We start from the raw sequence: 16,786 nt of genomic DNA on the forward strand, positions 1-16,786 counted from the left end.
GGGGCGTCAGCGAGGAGCGCCAGATGAACTTATCCATCGTCAGGAAATGTGCAAATTCACAATCACCTGCGGTTGGCGGGGCCAAACGAGATGCCTTGCAGCTGGCTCTCCTTGCCCTGGGTGCCGTGTCGATCTTCTTCGCCGCGGTGCCGGAGCTGGATCTTTTCATGAGCGGCCTGTTCTGGGACCCGGCCGACGGGTTTCTGTTCTCCCAGAACAGCTCGCTGCTGCTCCTGCGCGATGCCAACCGACCGCTGCCCTGGATCGTCATCAGCCTCCTGCTGATCCTGTTGATCGCGCCCCGGCTGCATGACTTGCGGCTTGGCGTGCCGGCCCCGCACAGACTGCTCTTCGTCGTCATCTTCTTTGCGTTGGGACCGGGCCTGATCGTGCATGTGATGAAGATCCTCGTCGGACGCGCACGTCCGCGCGACATCGAGCAGTTCGGTGGCACGGGGATCTTCACGCCGCCGTGGGATCTTTCCGACCAGTGCGTGCGCAATTGCTCCTTCATTTCGGGCGAGGCGTCCAGCGCCTTTGCGCTGCTGACGCTCGTCGTGCTTCTGCCGCTGTCATACAGGCGGATCTACCTGATCGTGGTGGGGATCATTGCCGCCGCATTCTCCTTCAACAGGGTGGTGTTTGGAGCCCACTTCTTCTCCGACGTGGTATTCGCCTGGAGTGTCATGACGGTCGTCGCGCTGGTGTTGTGGCGGTGGATGTCTTTCAACGCGCAGTGGATCGACGGACTATTTCTGCGGCGCGAACAGCCCTCGCGCTCGCAGGAAGGGGCATAGCGTCCGGCGCTCAAGCGCCTTCGGGGGCGTCACCTTGATCGGCCGTATTGCGCGTGGCACGAAGGCTCGAGAGATGAGCGGGGCCATGCTGCGATGCGAAAGACCAGATCGACGACCCTGCCGGCGCCCTATCTGAAGCGCCTTTCGGTGCGCGAGGATACAAGCCTTGGCGAAGAATATCCGTTCAACCTTCCCTGGCTCGACGCGGATTTCATCCTCGATTTCTCGACGCCGGTGACGATCATTGTGGGGGAGAACGGGACGGGGAAGTCGACGCTGATCGAGGCGGTGGCGGCCTTGTGCGGCTATGACGAGGCGGGCGGCGGCAAGGGCTATCGGCCGATGGATCATTCCCGCGCGGTGGACCGGAGCGGCGCGCTTCTCGCCGCTGCGCTGCGGGCCTCCTGGCTGCCCAAGGTGACGGCCGGCTGGTTCTTTCGCGCCGAATCCTTCTTCTCGGTCGCCCGCTTTCTCGACGAGGCCGCCGGCGACGCCCATGCAGCACCGCCGGACTTTCTGTCCTGGAGCCATGGCGAAGGCTTCGTGCGCTTCTTCGAGGAGCGCATGAGCCGGCAGGGCATCTACTTCCTCGACGAGCCCGAAAGCGCGCTCTCGCCCAAGCGCCAGCTTGAGCTGCTGCGGCTTCTCGACCAGATCCAGAGATCCGCAAGCGCCCAGATCATCATGGCGACGCATTCGCCCATCCTCATGGCGGTGCCGGGGGCGCGGCTGCTGGAGATCACCCGTGGCGGTCTGGCGGAAACGACGCTGCGCCAGACGCGGCACTTCCAGCTCTACCAGGATTTCACCATCGACCCTGAGGATTTCATCGACCGCGCGTTGCGCGACGAGGTCTGAAAGCGGGACAAAGGGGTGCCGGCAGTGGCCTTGTTCGCCGGACCGGAGGTCGCCGACAGGCGAGGGAGTAGCGACAATGCCCTTGACCGGTTTAAGTCGACGTTAGTTAGATGGTCCTAAGATGCTAATCTATTCGTCAACGGAACGCTGCCGTGCAAGCTCCTCCATTTGCTCCCAGTCGCCTCCAGTCGCCGTTCGCGGAAAGTGCCAGAATGGGCGAGCAGATTTCCTCCTTACCCTTGCCCCTCGCAATCGTGACGGCATGCGGACAGACGCTGGAAACCAACGCGGCGTTCAAGGACCTATGGGCGGAACCTGGCCTGGATGCCTGCCTCTTCTCCACGCTGTCCAAGGAAGACCGCCGGCAGCTGATCGCCGATATCGCCGCCGCTGCGCAGGGCGTATCTTGCGAAACGCGCGAACTCCTCATCGTTTCGCGGCAGGAACCGCGTTGGGCGCAGGTCAAGGTCATGCCGTTGCCGGATGGCGGCGCGGCTGGGGCGGCGCTGGTGATGTGTCTCGATTCACCTAATCGGATGCGCGGGCTGCAGGAGCTTGTGTATCGGGAAAGCCGTTGGGATCATGCCCTGATCTCCTCGGATCTCGGCGTCTGGGATCACAACTGGGGGACCGGCCGGAAATACTATTCCCCCACCTGGCACAAGATGCGCGGTCTGGAGCCGGGTGATCCGCTTCCGGCAAGCACGGCCGAATGGCTGCAGAAGGTGCATCCGGATGACCGAGAAAAGGTTGTCCATGCCATGGATCGGCAGGCGGCGGGCGATCCGGCCTTCGCCGTTTTCGACTACCGCGAGCGGCACAAGGACGGGCATTGGGTCTGGATCGAGTGCCGCGGCGCCGGCGTCGAGTGGGACGCTTCAGGCAAGGCCACGCGCGTTGTCGGCACCGACACCGATGTCACCGTCAGGAAGGCTTCCGAAGAGGCCGCAGCGCGTATCGCCAGGCGCCTGGAGATGGCGCTGGAGATCTCCGGTATCGGCGTGTTTGAAGCCGATTTCACCACGGGGCAGTCCGAATGGGACGAGAAGATGTTCTCGATCTACGGGTTCGACGACAACCGCTCGATCGAGATCGGCGGACTGTGGGAAAGCCTCGTTCACCCGGAGGATCTGCCCCGTGTCCTCCAGAAGGTCGCCGACCACGCGTCGAGCACGGAAACGTTTTCCGACGAGTACCGGGTGCTGCGCAACGGCGAGGAACGCATCATCCGGAGCCACAGCAAGCGCTTCACCGACCAGGACGGACATGCAAAGCTGGTAGGCGCCAACTGGGATGTGACAGAGGATGTGATGCTACGCCGGGAGCTGGAGCACGCGACGCGTCTGGCCGAAGCCAAGACTGCGGCGCTGGAAGCGGCGCGGCAGGAGATCGAACACAGCGCATTGCATGATTATCTGACCAACCTGCCAAACCGCAGATATCTGGATCTGACGTTGCGGCGCATGGCCGGGCTTTTTTCTCGCGACGCGCAAACGCTGTCCATCCTGCATCTCGATCTCGACCGGTTCAAGAACATCAACGACACGCTCGGCCACGCGACAGGCGACGCGCTACTCAAACACGTTGCGGATGTGCTGGCGTCGTCTGCCCGTGAGAATGATTTCGTTGCCCGCGTGGGCGGCGATGAGTTCGTCATCATACACCGTGCCGAGGGTTCCTCTTCGACGGCGTCCGAGCTGGCCCGCGAGCTGATTGCGAGACTGGCGAAGCCCATCACCGTTGACGGGCACGTCTGCCGGACCGGCGCCAGCATCGGAATTGCCTGCCAGACGGGAGAGGAAACGGACGTCACGCAACTGCTTCTTAACGCCGACATTGCGCTCTATCGGGCAAAGAAGAGTGGCCGCAACAGGTTCGAGTTCTTTACCCCGCAATCCTACCAGGAGCTTGTCAGCAGAAAGCGGATAGCCGACGAGGTTCTCGCAGGACTCGAACAGCGGGCCTTCGTGCCGTTCTACCAGCTGCAATTCGATGCGACTTCCCTTGATGTCGTCGGTGTCGAAGCCCTTGCCCGCTTGATGACGCCCGATGGACGTCTTCATAGCCCGGACGTTTTCCTCCCCGTCGCCAACGAATTGGGCGTCGTTGCAGACATCGACGCCATGATCCTCGACGCCGCACTTTCAGACTTCCGCCTGTGGCAGCAGATGGGTCTCGGGATTCCAAAATTCTCCGTCAACGTCTCCTATGAACGGCTCTACGACCCAGCGCTGACGGAAAAGCTGGAAGCGCTCGACATCGAGCCCGGCGTACTGGCTTTCGAGCTGCTGGAATCGATCTTCCTCGACAGTTGCGACGAGCAGGTTCTCATGCGCCTTGCGCAACTGCGCCAGCTTGGAATCTCGCTAGAAATCGATGACTTCGGCACCGGCCACGCCTCGATCGTCAGTCTGCTCAAGGTATGTCCGAAGGCGTTGAAGGTGGATCGGGAACTAGTGGCCGGGGCGACCCGCTCGAGCGAGCAACAGGCGTTGCTGCGTTCCATCGTCGAAATTGGACGATCTTTGGACATATGTGTTGTGGCCGAGGGCGTCGAGTCAGACGAGGATATCGCCGTTCTCAGAAGCCTTGGATGCGACAGCTTGCAGGGCTACGGGCTTGCCAAGCCAATGCCGGCGCCGGATCTGGTGGCCTTCATACAGCGTCAACATCGGCGGCGCAGGTAGAGAGATCGATCTACTGGAGGCAGCTTGATCATCTAGATCGACAGATAGCCGGCGGGTTGAACTCTAGATTCCCGAACCATCCAGCTCCGTCTCGTCCTCTCCCTCCCATGCGCTTGGCAAAGTGAGCTGGTCGGTGTTGGCAGCGGGCAGCGGCATCCAGCATTTCAGCTCCGGCTCCGCGTAGGCGATGATGCGGCCGGGGGCGGAATCGGAGGAGCGCCAGGCTTCAGGTCCGTATTGATCGCCCTTCGACCAAGAGACGAGGTCAACGGCGCCGGGGCCCTGTTCGGAGGGACGGATGGTGACGAGGATGCGGCTGCCGTCCCTTGGTGCGGTTCGCATCTGGCGCCAGCGGCTGAGTTCTTCCATCTCTGTCCTCCCGTGATGTGCGACGAGGCGGAGTGTCGCCTCGCGCAGGCATGGCGTCAACGCGTGTTCTGGGGCAAGAGTTCACGCAGGGCGTTTGTTGACGGCGTTTGGCCGTCAGGCGCCCTCGAACTTCACGGTCACGCCGCGCTGGCGGAAATAGGCCTGCATCAGCTTGCGGCCGGAGCGGTTGTTCTGGGCAAGTTTGGCCGGATCGAAGACGGCCTCCTGGCGGCCCTCCCGGGCGAGTGCTGCCTTCAGCGCCGAGATGTGCGTGTCGAGATCGGCATTGTCGTCTGCCAGCGATTGGTAGATGCGGTCGGTGGCCTCGGCCACGGTCAGTTCGCTCACCCGTGATACTCCTGTTGGTGTCGTTTGGCGGGCGCTTAGCATGTTTTCGCCTGTTGCCATACCGGAAGGTCGGATCAGCGCAGCAGGCCGTCGAGGTCGAAATCGTACCATCCGGCGAGCGGCGGGGCATCGGCTTGGGTCTCGCCTGCGGTGTCGGGCTTCTCCTTGCCCTTCTTCAGCGACCGGGTGAGCTTGGCCTTGTAGGCAGCGCGCCGCCGGTTTTCGGCCGCTGCTTCCTTGTCGTGCTCGCGCCATTCGTCGACCGTGCCGTGGTCAAGCAGGTCCTTGACCAGCTTGGGATCGAAGACGTGGAAGGTGATCTGGCGGGCGCGGCCGCGCAGCTTGACAGTGCGGGTGCCGGCGCTTTTGAGGCGTCCTCCTCCAGCCATCGATGGCGCTCGGTGGTCGAGATCGACAGGATGTCCTGGATCTCGCGAGGGATGACCGGCAGGTCCTCTATGCCGTCGAGCGCCTTCGTTATGCTGGCGGCGGTGCGGCGGAATTCCGCCTCGCTGCCTTCGGGCATGGCAAACGTCAGGGTGGCGACCGTGTAGCCGAGCGACTTGCGCACCGAAACCGGCAGGCGGGCGCGGATTTCCAGGAGGATGCCTTTGGCGCGGACGAGGGACCCGAAGGTCGCCGCCGCCGGCAGGGTCCAGGTCTCGGTGTATGCGGGAGGGGCCGTGTTCTTCTTGCTCTTTGCCATCGCGCCAGCATGTGGCAATCGCGACGGTCGGCGTCAATGAAGGAGGGGCTGCCCCGGAGCCTTGCGGCACCGGGGCGGGAGGCCGTTATGATCAGATGCCGAGGCCGCCAGCCATGGTGAGCTGCTGGCCGTTGATATAGCCGGCATGCGGACCGGCGAGGAAGGCGATGGTTTCGGAGACCTCCTCCAGCGTCGCGATGCGGCGGATCGGGTGCATGTCGAGGATGGCGTCGCGGTTGGGCAATTCGCCGGAGACGTCTGCCGCCATGTCGGTCGGCATGATGCCGGGCTGGATGACGTTGACGGTGATGTCGCGTGAACCGAGTTCGCGGGCAATTCCCTTCGCATAACCGGCCAGCGCCCATTTGGTGCCGGTGTAATCGGCGACGCCAGGGAAGACGACATGGGAGCCGAGTGCGGAGCCGACGAAGATGATACGGCCGCCATCCGACAGCCTTGGAGCCGCAGCGCGAGTGTTGGCAATGGTGCCGAGCACGTTCACCTGCCACTGACGGTTATAGTGATCCCAGTCGAGCGACGGGTCGTCAACCATCTGGCCCTGGATGGCGATGCCGGCATTGTTGACGAGGATGTCGAGGCGGCCGAATTCGGCGAGCACCTCATCGATGAGCGGGCGAGCGGAGGAGAGGTCGGCCTGGTCGCTCTTGACGGCAATGGCGCGGACGCCTTTCGCCTTTAGCCTTTCCACCACGGCGTTAGCCTTGTCGGCGGAGGCGGCATAGCTGATGGCGACGTCGGCACCATGATTGGCCAGCGTTTCGGCAGTGGCTGCGCCGAGGCCGCGCGAGCCACCGGTGACGAGGGCCACCTTGCCCTGGAGGAACTTGGATGTGTCTGACATGGGAATGCCTCTTCTTTGAATGGATCGATTGGCGCCGGAGGAGAAGCGCCGATTAACATAACGCGCGTTACGATAACGGTCGGTATGATATTTGACCTTGAGCGTCAAGCGGTTTAATAATGGTCGTTATGAAACAGCATGGATGGATCTGATGGGACGCCGTCGGGAATTCGATATCGAACAGGCCCTGGACGCGGCTCTCTGTGTCTTCTGGCGCAAGGGGTATGAAGGCGCGTCCTATGCGGACCTGACGGCGGCGGCGGGCGTCGAGCGTCCGGCGCTTTATTCCGCTTTCGGCAATAAGGAAGAGCTCTTCCGCAAGGCGTTGCAGCGCTATTACAAGCGCTTCCTGCACTATATGCCGGAGGCGCTGACGCTGCCGACGGCGCGCGAGGTGGCGGCCCATATCCTTTACGGGGCTGTCGACCTCAACACGCGCTTCGACGATCACCGCGGCTGCCTTTACATCAACGGCGTGCTTGCCGGTTCAGACGAGGCCGAGCCGGTGCGGCAGGTGCTGATCCAAGGCCGTGCCATCGCGGAGCGCGAAATCCGGGAACGCTTCGAGCGTGCCAAGGCGGAGGGAGACCTGCCCGAAACCGCCAAGCCCGATGCGCTGGCCGCATTCCTGATGGCGGTCACGCATGGGATTGCAGTGCAAGCCAAAGCCGGCTTCAACCGCCAGACCCTTGAGGGTGTTGCCGAGCAGGCGCTGGCGAGTTGGCCACAGGGGCGGTCGCCGGACACGTCGGCAGGGTAACGGGGGATGGCAGCTTCTAGGGCTGGTGGCGCTTGCGGAAGCGGTCGTAGTCGAACTCGCCGAGTTCTTCGATGGCGTTCTCGTTGAGCGGCGGTGTGTAGCGGCGGTCGCCGGGGTCGACGCCGGCAGTCTCGTCGAAGGGGGGGGCGTAGTGGCGTGAGACGCGCTCGTCGGCCACCTCGACGACGATCGCCACCAGCCGGCCGTCGCGCACAACGAGATCGTTGATGTAGCCCCAGCGGTTGTTGTCACCGAGATAGGCATGGTCGCCGATCAGGTCGCGCGCCTGAAAGACGTCTTCGCCAAGATCCATGGCATCTCCACCTCGACCGTGCCGACGGAGCCCGTGTCGCGCTTCTCGAGGATGCCGCTCGGGTCGAAGCCGGTATATTCGGTGATATTGTCGGCATCGATCGGAACGTTGACGTCCTCCCGCTCGTCCGAGAACTCGATCTCGTCCCAGGGGATGCTGACATGCGTTTCGCCGCGGCCAGGAATGCCGTCTATCCGGGCGATGATAGCCAGCGCCTTGCCGTTCTCGGAGAAGATGATGTTCTCGATGTCGCCGATCATGTCACCGCTGCGGTCCATCACGCGCGCCTGGTCGAAGAGGTTTTCGACGCTTGAGGCGCGGTCGAAGAGCGGCTGGTAGCTCCAGTCGGGCAGGATCTTGACGGTGGTACCGGCATCCGGCGTCTGAGCAAAAGCAGGCGAGCCTGCGGCCGTGGCGGCGGCGAAGAGAAGGGCAAGGGCAGATCGGGTCATCTCGCTGTCCTCCGGGGTTTGGACGGGAATTGCGGGCGGAGAAACGGCGGAGGCGGCCGACGGGGCCGGCCGCCTCCTTGTAGGTATTGGATGATCATCCGGCGGACTGCCGCTTCGTCGGCAGCCCTGCGCGATCAGTCGTTGGACTGGCCGTTCGTGGAACCGGAATCGGTGCCGCTGCCGCTGGTCGTGCCAGTGCCGCTGGTCGTGCCGGTACCGGTGCCGCCGATCGGCGGATCGATGACCATCAGCACCGTATTGCCGTCTGCGGTCTGGGCGCGCACCAGGTAGGAGGTGTCAAGGATCTCGACCTGCTGGAAGCCGGCATCAGTGAGCTGCTGGCGGACCTTGTCCTGCGCCATAGCTGCGTCGGGATTCGTCTGGCTGGAGCCGGCGGTCGTTTCGGTCGAGGTGCCGGACGCCGAAGCATTGCCCGAGCTGTCATTGCTGGTCTGCGCCATGGCAGAGGCGGCGAGAAGGGTGGACGCAAGTGTTGCAACTACGAGTTTCATGAGATGTCTCCTCTATAATCAAAAGATCGTCTGGTGGTGGATTAGGTCTGTCTCAGAGGATGCCGGCAGCGCCGGCAATCCTCTCCCATTACGCGTCAAGGGTGTTAGACGTCGAACCAGCCGCCATCGCCCATGTCGTCGCCAACATCGCCGAACTCAGGCTCTTCGATGATGTTGTTGTTGTCGGCGTCGTAGCTCGTGTAGAGGCCGTTATAGTATTCGTCCTCGCTGATGGCGGAATCGGAATCGGCATCCCATTCCTCGAACCAGCCGTCGCCGTAGCGGTCGTTGAAGGCCTGCTGGTTATCGCCGACGCCCGTTTCGATCTCCGATTGCGTCAGCGTGCCGCTGTCGTCGGCATCCCAGGTGTCAAAGGCGTTGTTCTGTTCGAAACCGGTACGGAACTCGCTTTCGTTGATCCCGTCATTGCCGTCTGTATTCCAGTCGCTGTAGTTCGCCGCCATGACCGGCGCCGCTACCAGCGACAGAGCAAATGTGGAAGCAGCAAGCTTGGTCGCAACCTTGTTCAACATGGTTGTCTCCTCTCTTGTTTTTCTCTTTGCTTAGTTGAGCGCTTTCGTTGACGCTCAGGGGGGCAAACCTGTGACAGATGGAAATGTTTCGAGCGCCGGCGCCGTTATTCCTCCCGGCGCAATCACAGGTTGGCGAGCATCTTGATCCTGAACTCGGGCCGTGGAGTTGAAGATGTCTGACTGTCGCGAGTAAGGTGCCGGCTCGAAGCAGAAGGGAGCGGCGGGTGGCGGAACGTGACGAGATCGAGAGCATCTTTTCCCGGCAGAGGGCAGGAGCGGCCGAGCGGCGGCAGAGGTTCGGGCTGGAGGAACGGAAAGGTGCACTTGCCCATCTGAGGCAGACGATCGAGCGGCGCGAGCGCGACATTGTCGCTGCGTTGCGCAAGGATTTCGGCAAGTCGGAGCCGGAGGTCATTCTGACCGAAATCCTGCCGGTGCTGCAGGAAATCCGCCACGCCATGCGCCACCTGAAGGGCTGGATGCGTGAGCGCCGAGTGGCGCCGACGCTGGCGACCTTCGGGACCTCCGCACGCATTCGCCCGGAGCCGCGCGGCGTCTGCCTGATCATCGCGCCGTGGAACTATCCGTTCAACCTGGCGCTCGGGCCGCTCGTTTCAGCACTGGCTGCCGGCAACAGTGCGGTGGTGAAACCCTCGGAGATGACGCCGGCGACGGCAAAGGTAATTGCCGAGATCATCACGGAGACCTTTCCGCCGGAGCTGGTGGCGGTGGTGCAGGGGGACAAGGAAGTGGCGCAGCGGCTGCTGGAAGAGCCCTTTGACCATATCTTCTTCACCGGTAGCCCTCAGGTCGGCAAGATCGTGATGGCGGCTGCGGCAAAGCACCTGTCCTCCGTGACGCTGGAACTCGGCGGTAAGTCGCCCACCATTGTCGGCCCTGGTGCCGACCTAGAGAAGGCGGCGCGGTGGATTGCCTTCGGCAAGTTCGTCAATGCCGGCCAGACCTGCATCGCACCAGACCACGTCTTCGTCCACCGCAGCGTCGAGGCGGAGTTTGCCGCGGCGGTGCGGGCGGCGATCGGCCGCTCCTATGGCGAGGACGCCCGTGCGAGCGGGGACTATGCCCGAATCGTCAACGAGCAGCATGCGACACGCCTGCGCCGGCTTCTTGACGATGCGGTCGGAAAAGGTGCGCGCATCACTTTTGGCGGCGGGGGCGAGGGGACCTATCTGGCACCGACGCTGGTGGAGGCGATCACGCCGCAGATGGAGATAGACGAGGAGGAGATCTTCGGACCCGTGCTGCCGCTGATGGCCTATGACGACCTGGGTTCAGTAATCGAGCGCATCAACAGCCGGCCGAAACCCTTGGCGCTCTACATCTTCGAAAAGGATCCGGCTTTCGCCGAAGAGGTGATCTCCCGCACATCCTCGGGCGGTGTCGGCGTCAACCTCACCACCATGCAATATACCCACCCGAGGCTGCCGTTCGGCGGCGTCAACAATTCCGGCATCGGTGCCGGGCACGGATACTTCGGATTCCAGGCCTTCAGCCACGAGAAGCCGATCCTGACGGATCGCCGCTCCATGGTGCCGATGCTCTTTCCGCCCTACACGACGCGGGTGGAGCGGCTGATCCGGATCGGGCGGCGGTTCCTCGGCTGACGGATCTGCCTGCCTATCGCGCGAAGCGCTTGGCTCCCGCAACGCAAAGGATGACGGCAAGTGTCACGGCGATCATTGCGGGGCTTACGGTTTCGCCGAGCAGTGTGGCGGCAAGCGCAAGCCCCAGGAACGGCTGCAGCAGCTGCAACTGGCCGACCCCGGCGATGCCGCCCAAGGCAAGCCCACGATACCAGAAGACGAAGCCAACAAGCATGCTGAAGACGGAGACATAGGCAAGGCCGAACCAGGCGGCCGGGCGTGCTGTCTCCAAGCTGGACGGCAGCCTTGCCAGGGCAAGCAGTGCCATGAGCGGCAGCGACAGCACCAGCGCCCAGCAGATGACCTGCCAGCCGCCGAGCCGACGCGACAGCCGCGCGCCTTCGGCATAGCCGAGGCCGCAGACTGTGATGGCGGCAAGCATCAGCATGTCGCCGAGTGGTGATGCGCTCAGTCCATCCTTGAGCGCAAAGCTCGCGACAAGCGCGCTGCCGAGACAGGAGAACAGCCAGAAGGTGGGCTTCGGCCGCTCGCCGCCGCGCAGGACGCCGAAGATTGCGGTCGACAGCGGCAAGAGGCCGATGAAGACGATGGAGTGCGCGGCGGTGACGTGCTCGAGCGCCAGCGCTGTCAGGAGAGGGAAGCCGACCACGACGCCGAGCGCCACAACGGCAAGCGGCGCAAGGTCGCTCCGGAGGGGGCGCTTCTCCCGAAAGGCCGCGAGCAGCAGGATCGCCAGGAGGCCGGCGATGGAAGCGCGAATACCCGTTAAAAACAGGGGGTGGAAGTCGGCAACTGCCGCTCGTGTCGCTGGTAGGGATCCCGCGAAGATCGCCACCCCCGCAAAGCCATTGATCCAGCCGCTCGTCGTCTTGTCCATGCCTGTCACCTGTCCTCATCGTTGCGATTCTAACGTAAGCGAAAGCACGTGGTGCTTGAAGCGACGATGCATTACAGTTTCGCCAAACTGTAGTGATGCGGGAGGCAGTACGGATGGACGTGACTTCGGCCGGCGGCGGTGGCCAGATCGGGCGGGTGGTTGACGCCATCCGACAGCGGATTGCGGCGAGGGCGCTGCCTGCGGATGCTAAACTGCCTTCCATCCGCGCGTTTGCCCGGACCTTGGATGTCTCGACCTCCACCGTTGCGGAAGCCTATGAGCGGCTGGTGGCAGAGGGCGTGATCCGGTCTCGGCCGGGTTCCGGATTCTATGTCACGCGCGCACCACAGCCATTATCGCTGGCGGCGGTCGGACCGCGCCTGGAGCGGGCGGTCGACCCGCTCTGGGTGTCGCGACAGTCGCTTGAAGGAGGGACAGAGGTTCTCAAGCCGGGGTGCGGCTGGCTCCCGGCGGACTGGATGCCGGCGGAGGAAATGCGCCGCGCTCTGCGCCAGCTTTCCCGGACGGAGGCTGCCGTGCTAACCGACTACGGCACGCCGCTCGGACACCTTCCTTTGCGCCAATTGCTTTCCGCGAGGCTCGTAGAGGAAGGGGTGATGGCGCTGCCCGAACAGGTTCTCCTGACGGAAAGCGGCACGCAGGCGATTGACATGCTCTGCCGGCTGCTGCTGGAGCCGGGGGACACGGTCCTCGTCGACGATCCATGCTACTTCAACTTCCTGGCGTTGCTTCGTGCCCATCGGGTCAAGGTCATCGGGATCCCGCGGATGCCGACTGGTCCGGATCTCGCGGCCTTCTCCGCCGCACTCACGGAGCACGCGCCGCGGCTCTACATCACCAATTGCGGGCTGCATAATCCGACGGGTGCGACGCTGTCGCTTGCAACTGCGCACCGCGTGCTTGCGCTGTCCGAGGAGGCCCGCTTGACGATCGTGGAAGACGATATCTTCTGCGACTTCTGCCCCGAGCCATCTACGCGGCTTGCGGCGCTCGACGGGCTCGACCGGGTGATCCAGATCGGCAGCTTCTCCAAGACCCTCACTGCGGCAGCCCGTTGCGGTTATATAGCGGCACGGAGTGACTGGATCGAGCGACTAACAGACCTGAAGATCGCCAGCAGCTTCGGCGGCAATCCGATCTCGGCGGCGCTGATCTACGCGCTTCTGCGCGACGGCAGCTACCGGCGCCACCTCAACGGCTTGCGCGAGCGGCTGAGCAGAGCACGAGGCGAGGTTGGTGCGAAGCTGAAAGCGCTCGGCATCCGCCCATGGATCGAGCCGGGAGGCGGGATCTTCCTCTGGTGCGCGCTGCCGGAGGGGCTGGATGCGGCGGAAGTTGCGCGACTGGCGCTGGAGCAGGATGTGGTGCTGGCGCCCGGCAATGTGTTCAGCGCGTCGCAGAGCGCCAGGTCATTCATGCGCTTCAACGTGGCGCAGTGCCGTGAACCGAAGGTCTTCGGAGTGCTGAGAGGTGCGATGGCGCAGGCGCGGCGTTCTGGCACGCCCAGGCATGGGGAGGCGGGGGTGTCGGCCTAGGCCATCAGGGTCGCGGATTGCGGCCCGGGCCGGTAGAAGGTGACCCATTGCTCCAGCGCCTGGCGTGGCATCGGGCGGCCGTAGAGATTGCCTTGCGCGTAGCGGCAGCCGAGCATGCGCAGCGCCTCGGCATCGTCGGCGGATTCGACGCCTTCCACGACGATGTCCATGTCCAGCGCGGCCCATGCCGATGAGGGCGGCGACCAGCGCCTGGTTCTCGCGGCTTGCGGCGATGCCATGGACGAAGCTGCGGTCGATCTTTCAGTTTATCTACGCTGAGGCCGACCAGACTGGCGAGCGAGGAGTAGCCGGCGCCGAAATCATCGACGGCAAGCCGGAAGCCCGCTTTCTCCAGCCGCGCCAGTTCGGCGCCTGCGACGCTCGTGTCGAGGGTCGCTTCCTCAGTGATCTCCACTCCCAGACGAGCCGGATCGATGCCGGATGCGGCCACGATCTCTTCCAGCAGGGCTGCAACCGAATAGCTGGAGAATTCGCTGGGGAGACGTTGACGGCAACAGACAGGTCGGGGAGGCCGAGTGCCGGCAGCTGGCGGATGAGGTCGACCGCGGAAGTCGTGCCGTATCGGGTGAGCTTGTGCGAAGCATGAGTCGATTTCGACGCCTCCATGATCTCGGGCGGGTGGATCGGGCCGAGCTCCGGATGGGTCCAGCGGATCAAAGCCTCGCAGCCGACGAAGGAGCCGTCGGCCAGATCGACCTGCGGCTGGAATGGACCTCGATCCTCCCGGTCTCGATCGCCTCTTCAAACGCCAGCTCGACATGCTTCTGGCGGTCGAGGCGGCGTCGGATCTTTGGATTGAAGACGCCGATGCGGCTCCGCCCTTCTTCCTTGGCGGCATAGAGCGCAATGTCGGCGCAGGCGAAGAGATCAGCCGGAGTGGCGGCATGTTCGGGATAGAGTGCAAGTCCGATGCTGGCCCCGGTCACGACCGGCCGGCCGTCGACGATGACCGGCTCGGCGCTGAGGGTGAGGACATCGGCGGCGACCATCGCGGCGCTGTTCATTGCTTCTGCGCCCTTCACGACTACGGCAAACTCGTCACCACCGAGCCGGACCGCGATCCTGCGGACCGACCACTTTTGAGAGGCGGGCGGCAAAGGCCGTCAGGACCTTATCGCCAGCGTGTGTCCCATGGTGTCGTTGATCGACTTGAAGCGGTCGAGGTCGATGATGATGAGTGCGGCCGATTCGCTTCTCGCGGAGCACTGCTCAAGCGTCTGCGAGAGGCCAGCGTTGAAGGAACTGCGATTGCAAAGACCGGTCAGCGGATCGCTGTTGGCGATGCACTGAAGCTCCGCGTGAGACACCTGAATGGCAGAATTGGCATCCGTCAGCGAGTGTGCAAGGGACATGGCGCGGATGCGATCGCTCTGGCTCGCGATGAAGTTTGCCTGGCTGATGCGGGTGCTGCGGAGCATCATCACCATCAGCAGGCCGACATCGACCGCAACGACGAGTTCGATAGACGAGGCCTCCCAAAGAAGGGAGGCAATGGCTGCGATCATGTGCGGGGCGCCAAAGGCAACCGAGACGGGCGAATGCGCCGGCTCTGTATGACCGAGCTCGCGCAGATTCCGGCGATGATGAAGATCATGTAGGCCTGCGCGGCGTAGCTTTCGCGCACCGGTTCCAGAATGGGTGTCACTGCCCAGAGACAAGCGCTGGCGAAGGCAGCTGCCGTGAGGATCCGCAGCGTCAGCCGTCCGTTCGTGCATGCCAGATCCGTCCGGCGCAACCCGCGCGCCAGGAAGACACGGACCGTGTCGAGGGCAACGATAGCCGAAAGCCAGTACAGGACGTCGTGCGCCGGCTTGTTCAGCCAGAGGATTACCGCGGTCGTCAGCGCAATGAAGCTGTTTGCCCATAGCGAGATGTTCAGGGAGGACAGCAGCGAATGCGCCTGGGCGATCGGGACTTCCGCCGCAACGGCATCAGCGTCTTTGAAGCGGATGTGCGCCATGCTCTCCCGCCCCCTGCGCACCAGAGCGCCTGCGGCGGTTATGCGGCAAGCGTCAAACTTTCGCTTAACGGCATTCAGCAAACTTTAAGAGGGGAACGAGTCCTCCTTCGGCGGAACCGGCGTCGGCTGGCCGCTTTCGTCCAGGGCGACCATGATGAAGGTGCCGGCGGTGACCTTTTCGAGCATGCGGTGGCGCGCGCGGTGTGCCCAGGCCTCCACCTGCAGGGTGATCGATGTGCGGCCGACCCGGACGATCTCAGTATAGACGTTTAATGTGTCGCCGATCTTGACCGGCAGCTGGAAGGCCATCTCCTTGACCGCGGCCGTGACGACGCGGCCCCGCGCACGCTCCGCCGCCCGTATGCCGCTCGCCAAGTCCATCTGCGACATGACCCACCCGCCGAAGATGTCTCCCGCCGGATTGGCGTCAGTCGGCATGGCAAGCGTGCGCAGCGTCAGTTCTCCGGTCGGGCGGGCGATATCGGACATGATGCCTCTCTAGCGGGCGAAGACTTGAGGTCGGACAGATGCAATGCGTTCGGCAGGGGCGAGATGATGGTAACGTAGCGTGCCTTCGTCAACGGCATCTTAACCTCGGATTGCAGGACCAGGCCGGTCGCAAATTCGGGACCAGTCGCAAGCTCGAAGACATCTCCGGAGGTGTGATCGTCTCCTGGTGGCAGCATGCAGTAGAGCAGCGCTGCGCGGTCCTGGTAGCCATCGATTGCCGATGCCGATTTTCCCGACCTCGCGAATCTCGCCAAGATCGACCTTGATATACTGATCGAAGTTGAAGCCGGTGTGGAAGAAGAAGGGGTTGCCGGGTGCGATCCGGCCCGTTGCGCTGAGGCCGGGATAGGTAGAGTTCAGAAGATAGGCCTTGCCGGCGGCGACTTCCCGAAGCTCTGGCGGGGGTTCGTCTCCCGCGATGTTCCTCGCCATGAAATCCTGGCGAGATTGAGGATTGCCGGTTCGTTTGGAAACTCTCCGACCATCTGGAGCGTATCCTCGAGCATCTTCATCTTTGATTCGAGCGGCCGGGGCCATCCAGCCAGGCCTCGCCGAAGAACATCGGCGGCTCGGCAGACACGTTGCGGCCCACGTCATTGGGGTGGGGCAGCAGGGGCGGGTATTTCACCTTGCTCGCGCGGTCGCGGCGCAGGTAGGTGAGCTTAAGGACGTTCGGAATGCGGATTTCCGTGCCGGGGATGACGAACTCGCCGCAGCAATTGTTCGGATGGGCGTGCACGGGCACGAACAATTCCGACAGCTTGCCGAGAAGGGCGCCAGCACGCTGCGGAGGATGGTGGCGCCCTGGATCGCCCAGAGCGCGTGGACCTCGATCACGATGATGCGAAAGCGGGAGAGGGTCTCGTCGGATGCCGAAAGCAGGTTGCGGTATTCTGCGCCTTCGATGTTGATCTGCAGGAGGAGGTCGCCTCAGGTGCCTTCTCCGCGCGATCCACTGCGCCAGGTCGATGTTGTTCTCGCCCGGCTCCGGTGAAAGCCATTTCTTGGCAAAGGTCTGGCGGCCCTCGATCAAAGGCGTC

18 protein-coding genes and 3 pseudogenes are annotated in these 16,786 nt (G+C 63.5%); 6 read left to right on the forward strand and 15 right to left on the reverse strand.

The genetic code is table 11. From position 1 onward, the window contains the following. The first annotated feature begins 95 nt into the window (after positions 1-95). The 3 genes from MUU54_RS04360 to MUU54_RS04370 all read left to right on the forward strand — a co-directional run bounded on the left by MUU54_RS04360 (position 96) and on the right by MUU54_RS04370 (position 4,342). Positions 96-797, forward strand: coding sequence for a phosphatase PAP2 family protein (locus tag MUU54_RS04360; protein ID WP_247242820.1), 702 nt, complete (start codon positions 96-98; stop codon positions 795-797). Positions 798-890: 93 nt separating this feature from the next. After that, positions 891-1,655, forward strand: coding sequence for an AAA family ATPase (locus tag MUU54_RS04365; RefSeq protein WP_247242821.1), 765 nt, complete (start codon positions 891-893; stop codon positions 1,653-1,655). A 212-nt stretch (positions 1,656-1,867) separates the two neighbouring features. Beyond that, entirely contained in the window at positions 1,868-4,342 is a 2,475-nt protein-coding gene (locus MUU54_RS04370; protein WP_247242822.1) for a bifunctional diguanylate cyclase/phosphodiesterase, read from the forward strand. Positions 4,343-4,405: 63 nt separating this feature from the next. Here MUU54_RS04370 and MUU54_RS04375 read toward each other — a convergent pair whose 3' ends face one another. The 4 genes and pseudogenes from MUU54_RS04375 to MUU54_RS04390 form a co-directional block, all read right to left on the reverse strand. After that, positions 4,406-4,711, reverse strand: coding sequence for a hypothetical protein (locus tag MUU54_RS04375; protein ID WP_247242823.1), 306 nt, complete (start codon positions 4,709-4,711; stop codon positions 4,406-4,408). Positions 4,712-4,825: 114 nt separating this feature from the next. After that, complete coding sequence (locus MUU54_RS04380; protein WP_247242824.1) at positions 4,826-5,101, reverse strand: hypothetical protein; 276 nt, start codon at positions 5,099-5,101, stop codon at positions 4,826-4,828. Positions 5,102-5,133: 32 nt separating this feature from the next. Then, a pseudogene (locus MUU54_RS04385) lies at positions 5,134-5,765 on the reverse strand (hypothetical protein). A 91-nt stretch (positions 5,766-5,856) separates the two neighbouring features. Beyond that, positions 5,857-6,627, reverse strand: a complete 771-nt coding sequence (locus MUU54_RS04390; protein WP_247242825.1) for an SDR family NAD(P)-dependent oxidoreductase — start codon at positions 6,625-6,627, stop codon at positions 5,857-5,859. Between the two features lie 151 nt (positions 6,628-6,778). On the opposite strand from MUU54_RS04390, the gene MUU54_RS04395 reads away from it, so the two are divergent. Beyond that, positions 6,779-7,387 carry a TetR/AcrR family transcriptional regulator gene (locus tag MUU54_RS04395; protein ID WP_247242826.1) on the forward strand — a complete coding sequence of 203 codons (609 nt, stop codon included), beginning with the start codon at positions 6,779-6,781 and terminating at the stop codon, positions 7,385-7,387. A 16-nt stretch (positions 7,388-7,403) separates the two neighbouring features. Here the strand turns inward: MUU54_RS04395 and MUU54_RS04400 are convergent, their stop codons facing one another. The 4 genes from MUU54_RS04400 to MUU54_RS04415 form a co-directional block, all read right to left on the reverse strand. Continuing rightward, positions 7,404-7,700: a PRC-barrel domain-containing protein gene (locus MUU54_RS04400; protein ID WP_247242827.1), complete on the reverse strand. Its 297-nt coding sequence runs from the start codon at positions 7,698-7,700 to the stop codon at positions 7,404-7,406. Beyond that, positions 7,661-8,152 carry a PRC-barrel domain-containing protein gene (locus MUU54_RS04405; RefSeq protein WP_247242828.1) on the reverse strand — a complete coding sequence of 164 codons (492 nt, stop codon included), beginning with the start codon at positions 8,150-8,152 and terminating at the stop codon, positions 7,661-7,663. The genes MUU54_RS04400 and MUU54_RS04405 overlap by 40 nt, the downstream gene beginning before the upstream one ends. A gap of 134 nt (positions 8,153-8,286) precedes the next feature. Continuing rightward, complete coding sequence (locus MUU54_RS04410; RefSeq protein ID WP_247242829.1) at positions 8,287-8,664, reverse strand: hypothetical protein; 378 nt, start codon at positions 8,662-8,664, stop codon at positions 8,287-8,289. A 104-nt stretch (positions 8,665-8,768) separates the two neighbouring features. Beyond that, positions 8,769-9,197, reverse strand: a complete 429-nt coding sequence (locus tag MUU54_RS04415; protein WP_247242830.1) for an EF-hand domain-containing protein — start codon at positions 9,195-9,197, stop codon at positions 8,769-8,771. Between the two features lie 224 nt (positions 9,198-9,421). Here MUU54_RS04415 and MUU54_RS04420 point away from each other — a divergent pair, with 224 nt between their 5' ends. Further along, a complete protein-coding gene (locus tag MUU54_RS04420) occupies positions 9,422-10,822 on the forward strand; it encodes an aldehyde dehydrogenase family protein (RefSeq protein WP_247242831.1) in 1,401 nt (466 codons plus the stop codon). A 13-nt stretch (positions 10,823-10,835) separates the two neighbouring features. Here MUU54_RS04420 and MUU54_RS04425 read toward each other — a convergent pair whose 3' ends face one another. Continuing rightward, positions 10,836-11,699: a DMT family transporter gene (locus tag MUU54_RS04425; protein ID WP_247242832.1), complete on the reverse strand. Its 864-nt coding sequence runs from the start codon at positions 11,697-11,699 to the stop codon at positions 10,836-10,838. Between the two features lie 113 nt (positions 11,700-11,812). On the opposite strand from MUU54_RS04425, the gene MUU54_RS04430 reads away from it, so the two are divergent. Next, positions 11,813-13,255: an aminotransferase-like domain-containing protein gene (locus MUU54_RS04430; protein WP_247242833.1), complete on the forward strand. Its 1,443-nt coding sequence runs from the start codon at positions 11,813-11,815 to the stop codon at positions 13,253-13,255. Here MUU54_RS04430 and MUU54_RS24495 read toward each other — a convergent pair. The 6 genes and pseudogenes from MUU54_RS24495 to MUU54_RS04455 all read right to left on the reverse strand — a co-directional run bounded on the left by MUU54_RS24495 (position 13,252) and on the right by MUU54_RS04455 (position 16,779). Continuing rightward, a complete protein-coding gene (locus MUU54_RS24495; RefSeq protein WP_281433211.1) occupies positions 13,252-13,425 on the reverse strand; it encodes an EAL domain-containing protein in 174 nt (57 codons plus the stop codon). The two genes, MUU54_RS04430 and MUU54_RS24495, sit on opposite strands and share 4 nt — an antisense overlap. Positions 13,426-13,574: 149 nt before the next feature. Continuing rightward, positions 13,575-13,933, reverse strand: a pseudogene (locus tag MUU54_RS24920) (EAL domain-containing protein); the annotation flags it as partial. After that, positions 13,930-14,781: pseudogene (locus MUU54_RS04440) on the reverse strand (diguanylate cyclase). The pseudogenes MUU54_RS24920 and MUU54_RS04440, both read right to left, overlap by 4 nt. Next, positions 14,778-15,236, reverse strand: a complete 459-nt coding sequence (locus tag MUU54_RS04445) for a hypothetical protein (RefSeq protein WP_247242834.1) — start codon at positions 15,234-15,236, stop codon at positions 14,778-14,780. Before MUU54_RS04445 ends, MUU54_RS04440 begins: the two are co-directional and overlap by 4 nt. Positions 15,237-15,320: 84 nt before the next feature. Then, the gene (locus MUU54_RS04450; protein WP_247242835.1) at positions 15,321-15,725 is read right to left on the reverse strand and encodes an acyl-CoA thioesterase; all 405 of its coding nucleotides are present in this window, start codon (positions 15,723-15,725) and stop codon (positions 15,321-15,323) included. Positions 15,726-16,254: 529 nt separating this feature from the next. Beyond that, positions 16,255-16,779: a hypothetical protein gene (locus MUU54_RS04455; RefSeq protein ID WP_247242836.1), complete on the reverse strand. Its 525-nt coding sequence runs from the start codon at positions 16,777-16,779 to the stop codon at positions 16,255-16,257. Positions 16,780-16,786 lie beyond the last annotated feature (7 nt).

Source organism: Pseudorhizobium tarimense, assembly GCF_022968135.1.
In the GTDB taxonomy this organism is placed as follows: Bacteria; Pseudomonadota; Alphaproteobacteria; order Rhizobiales; family Rhizobiaceae; genus Neorhizobium; species Neorhizobium tarimense.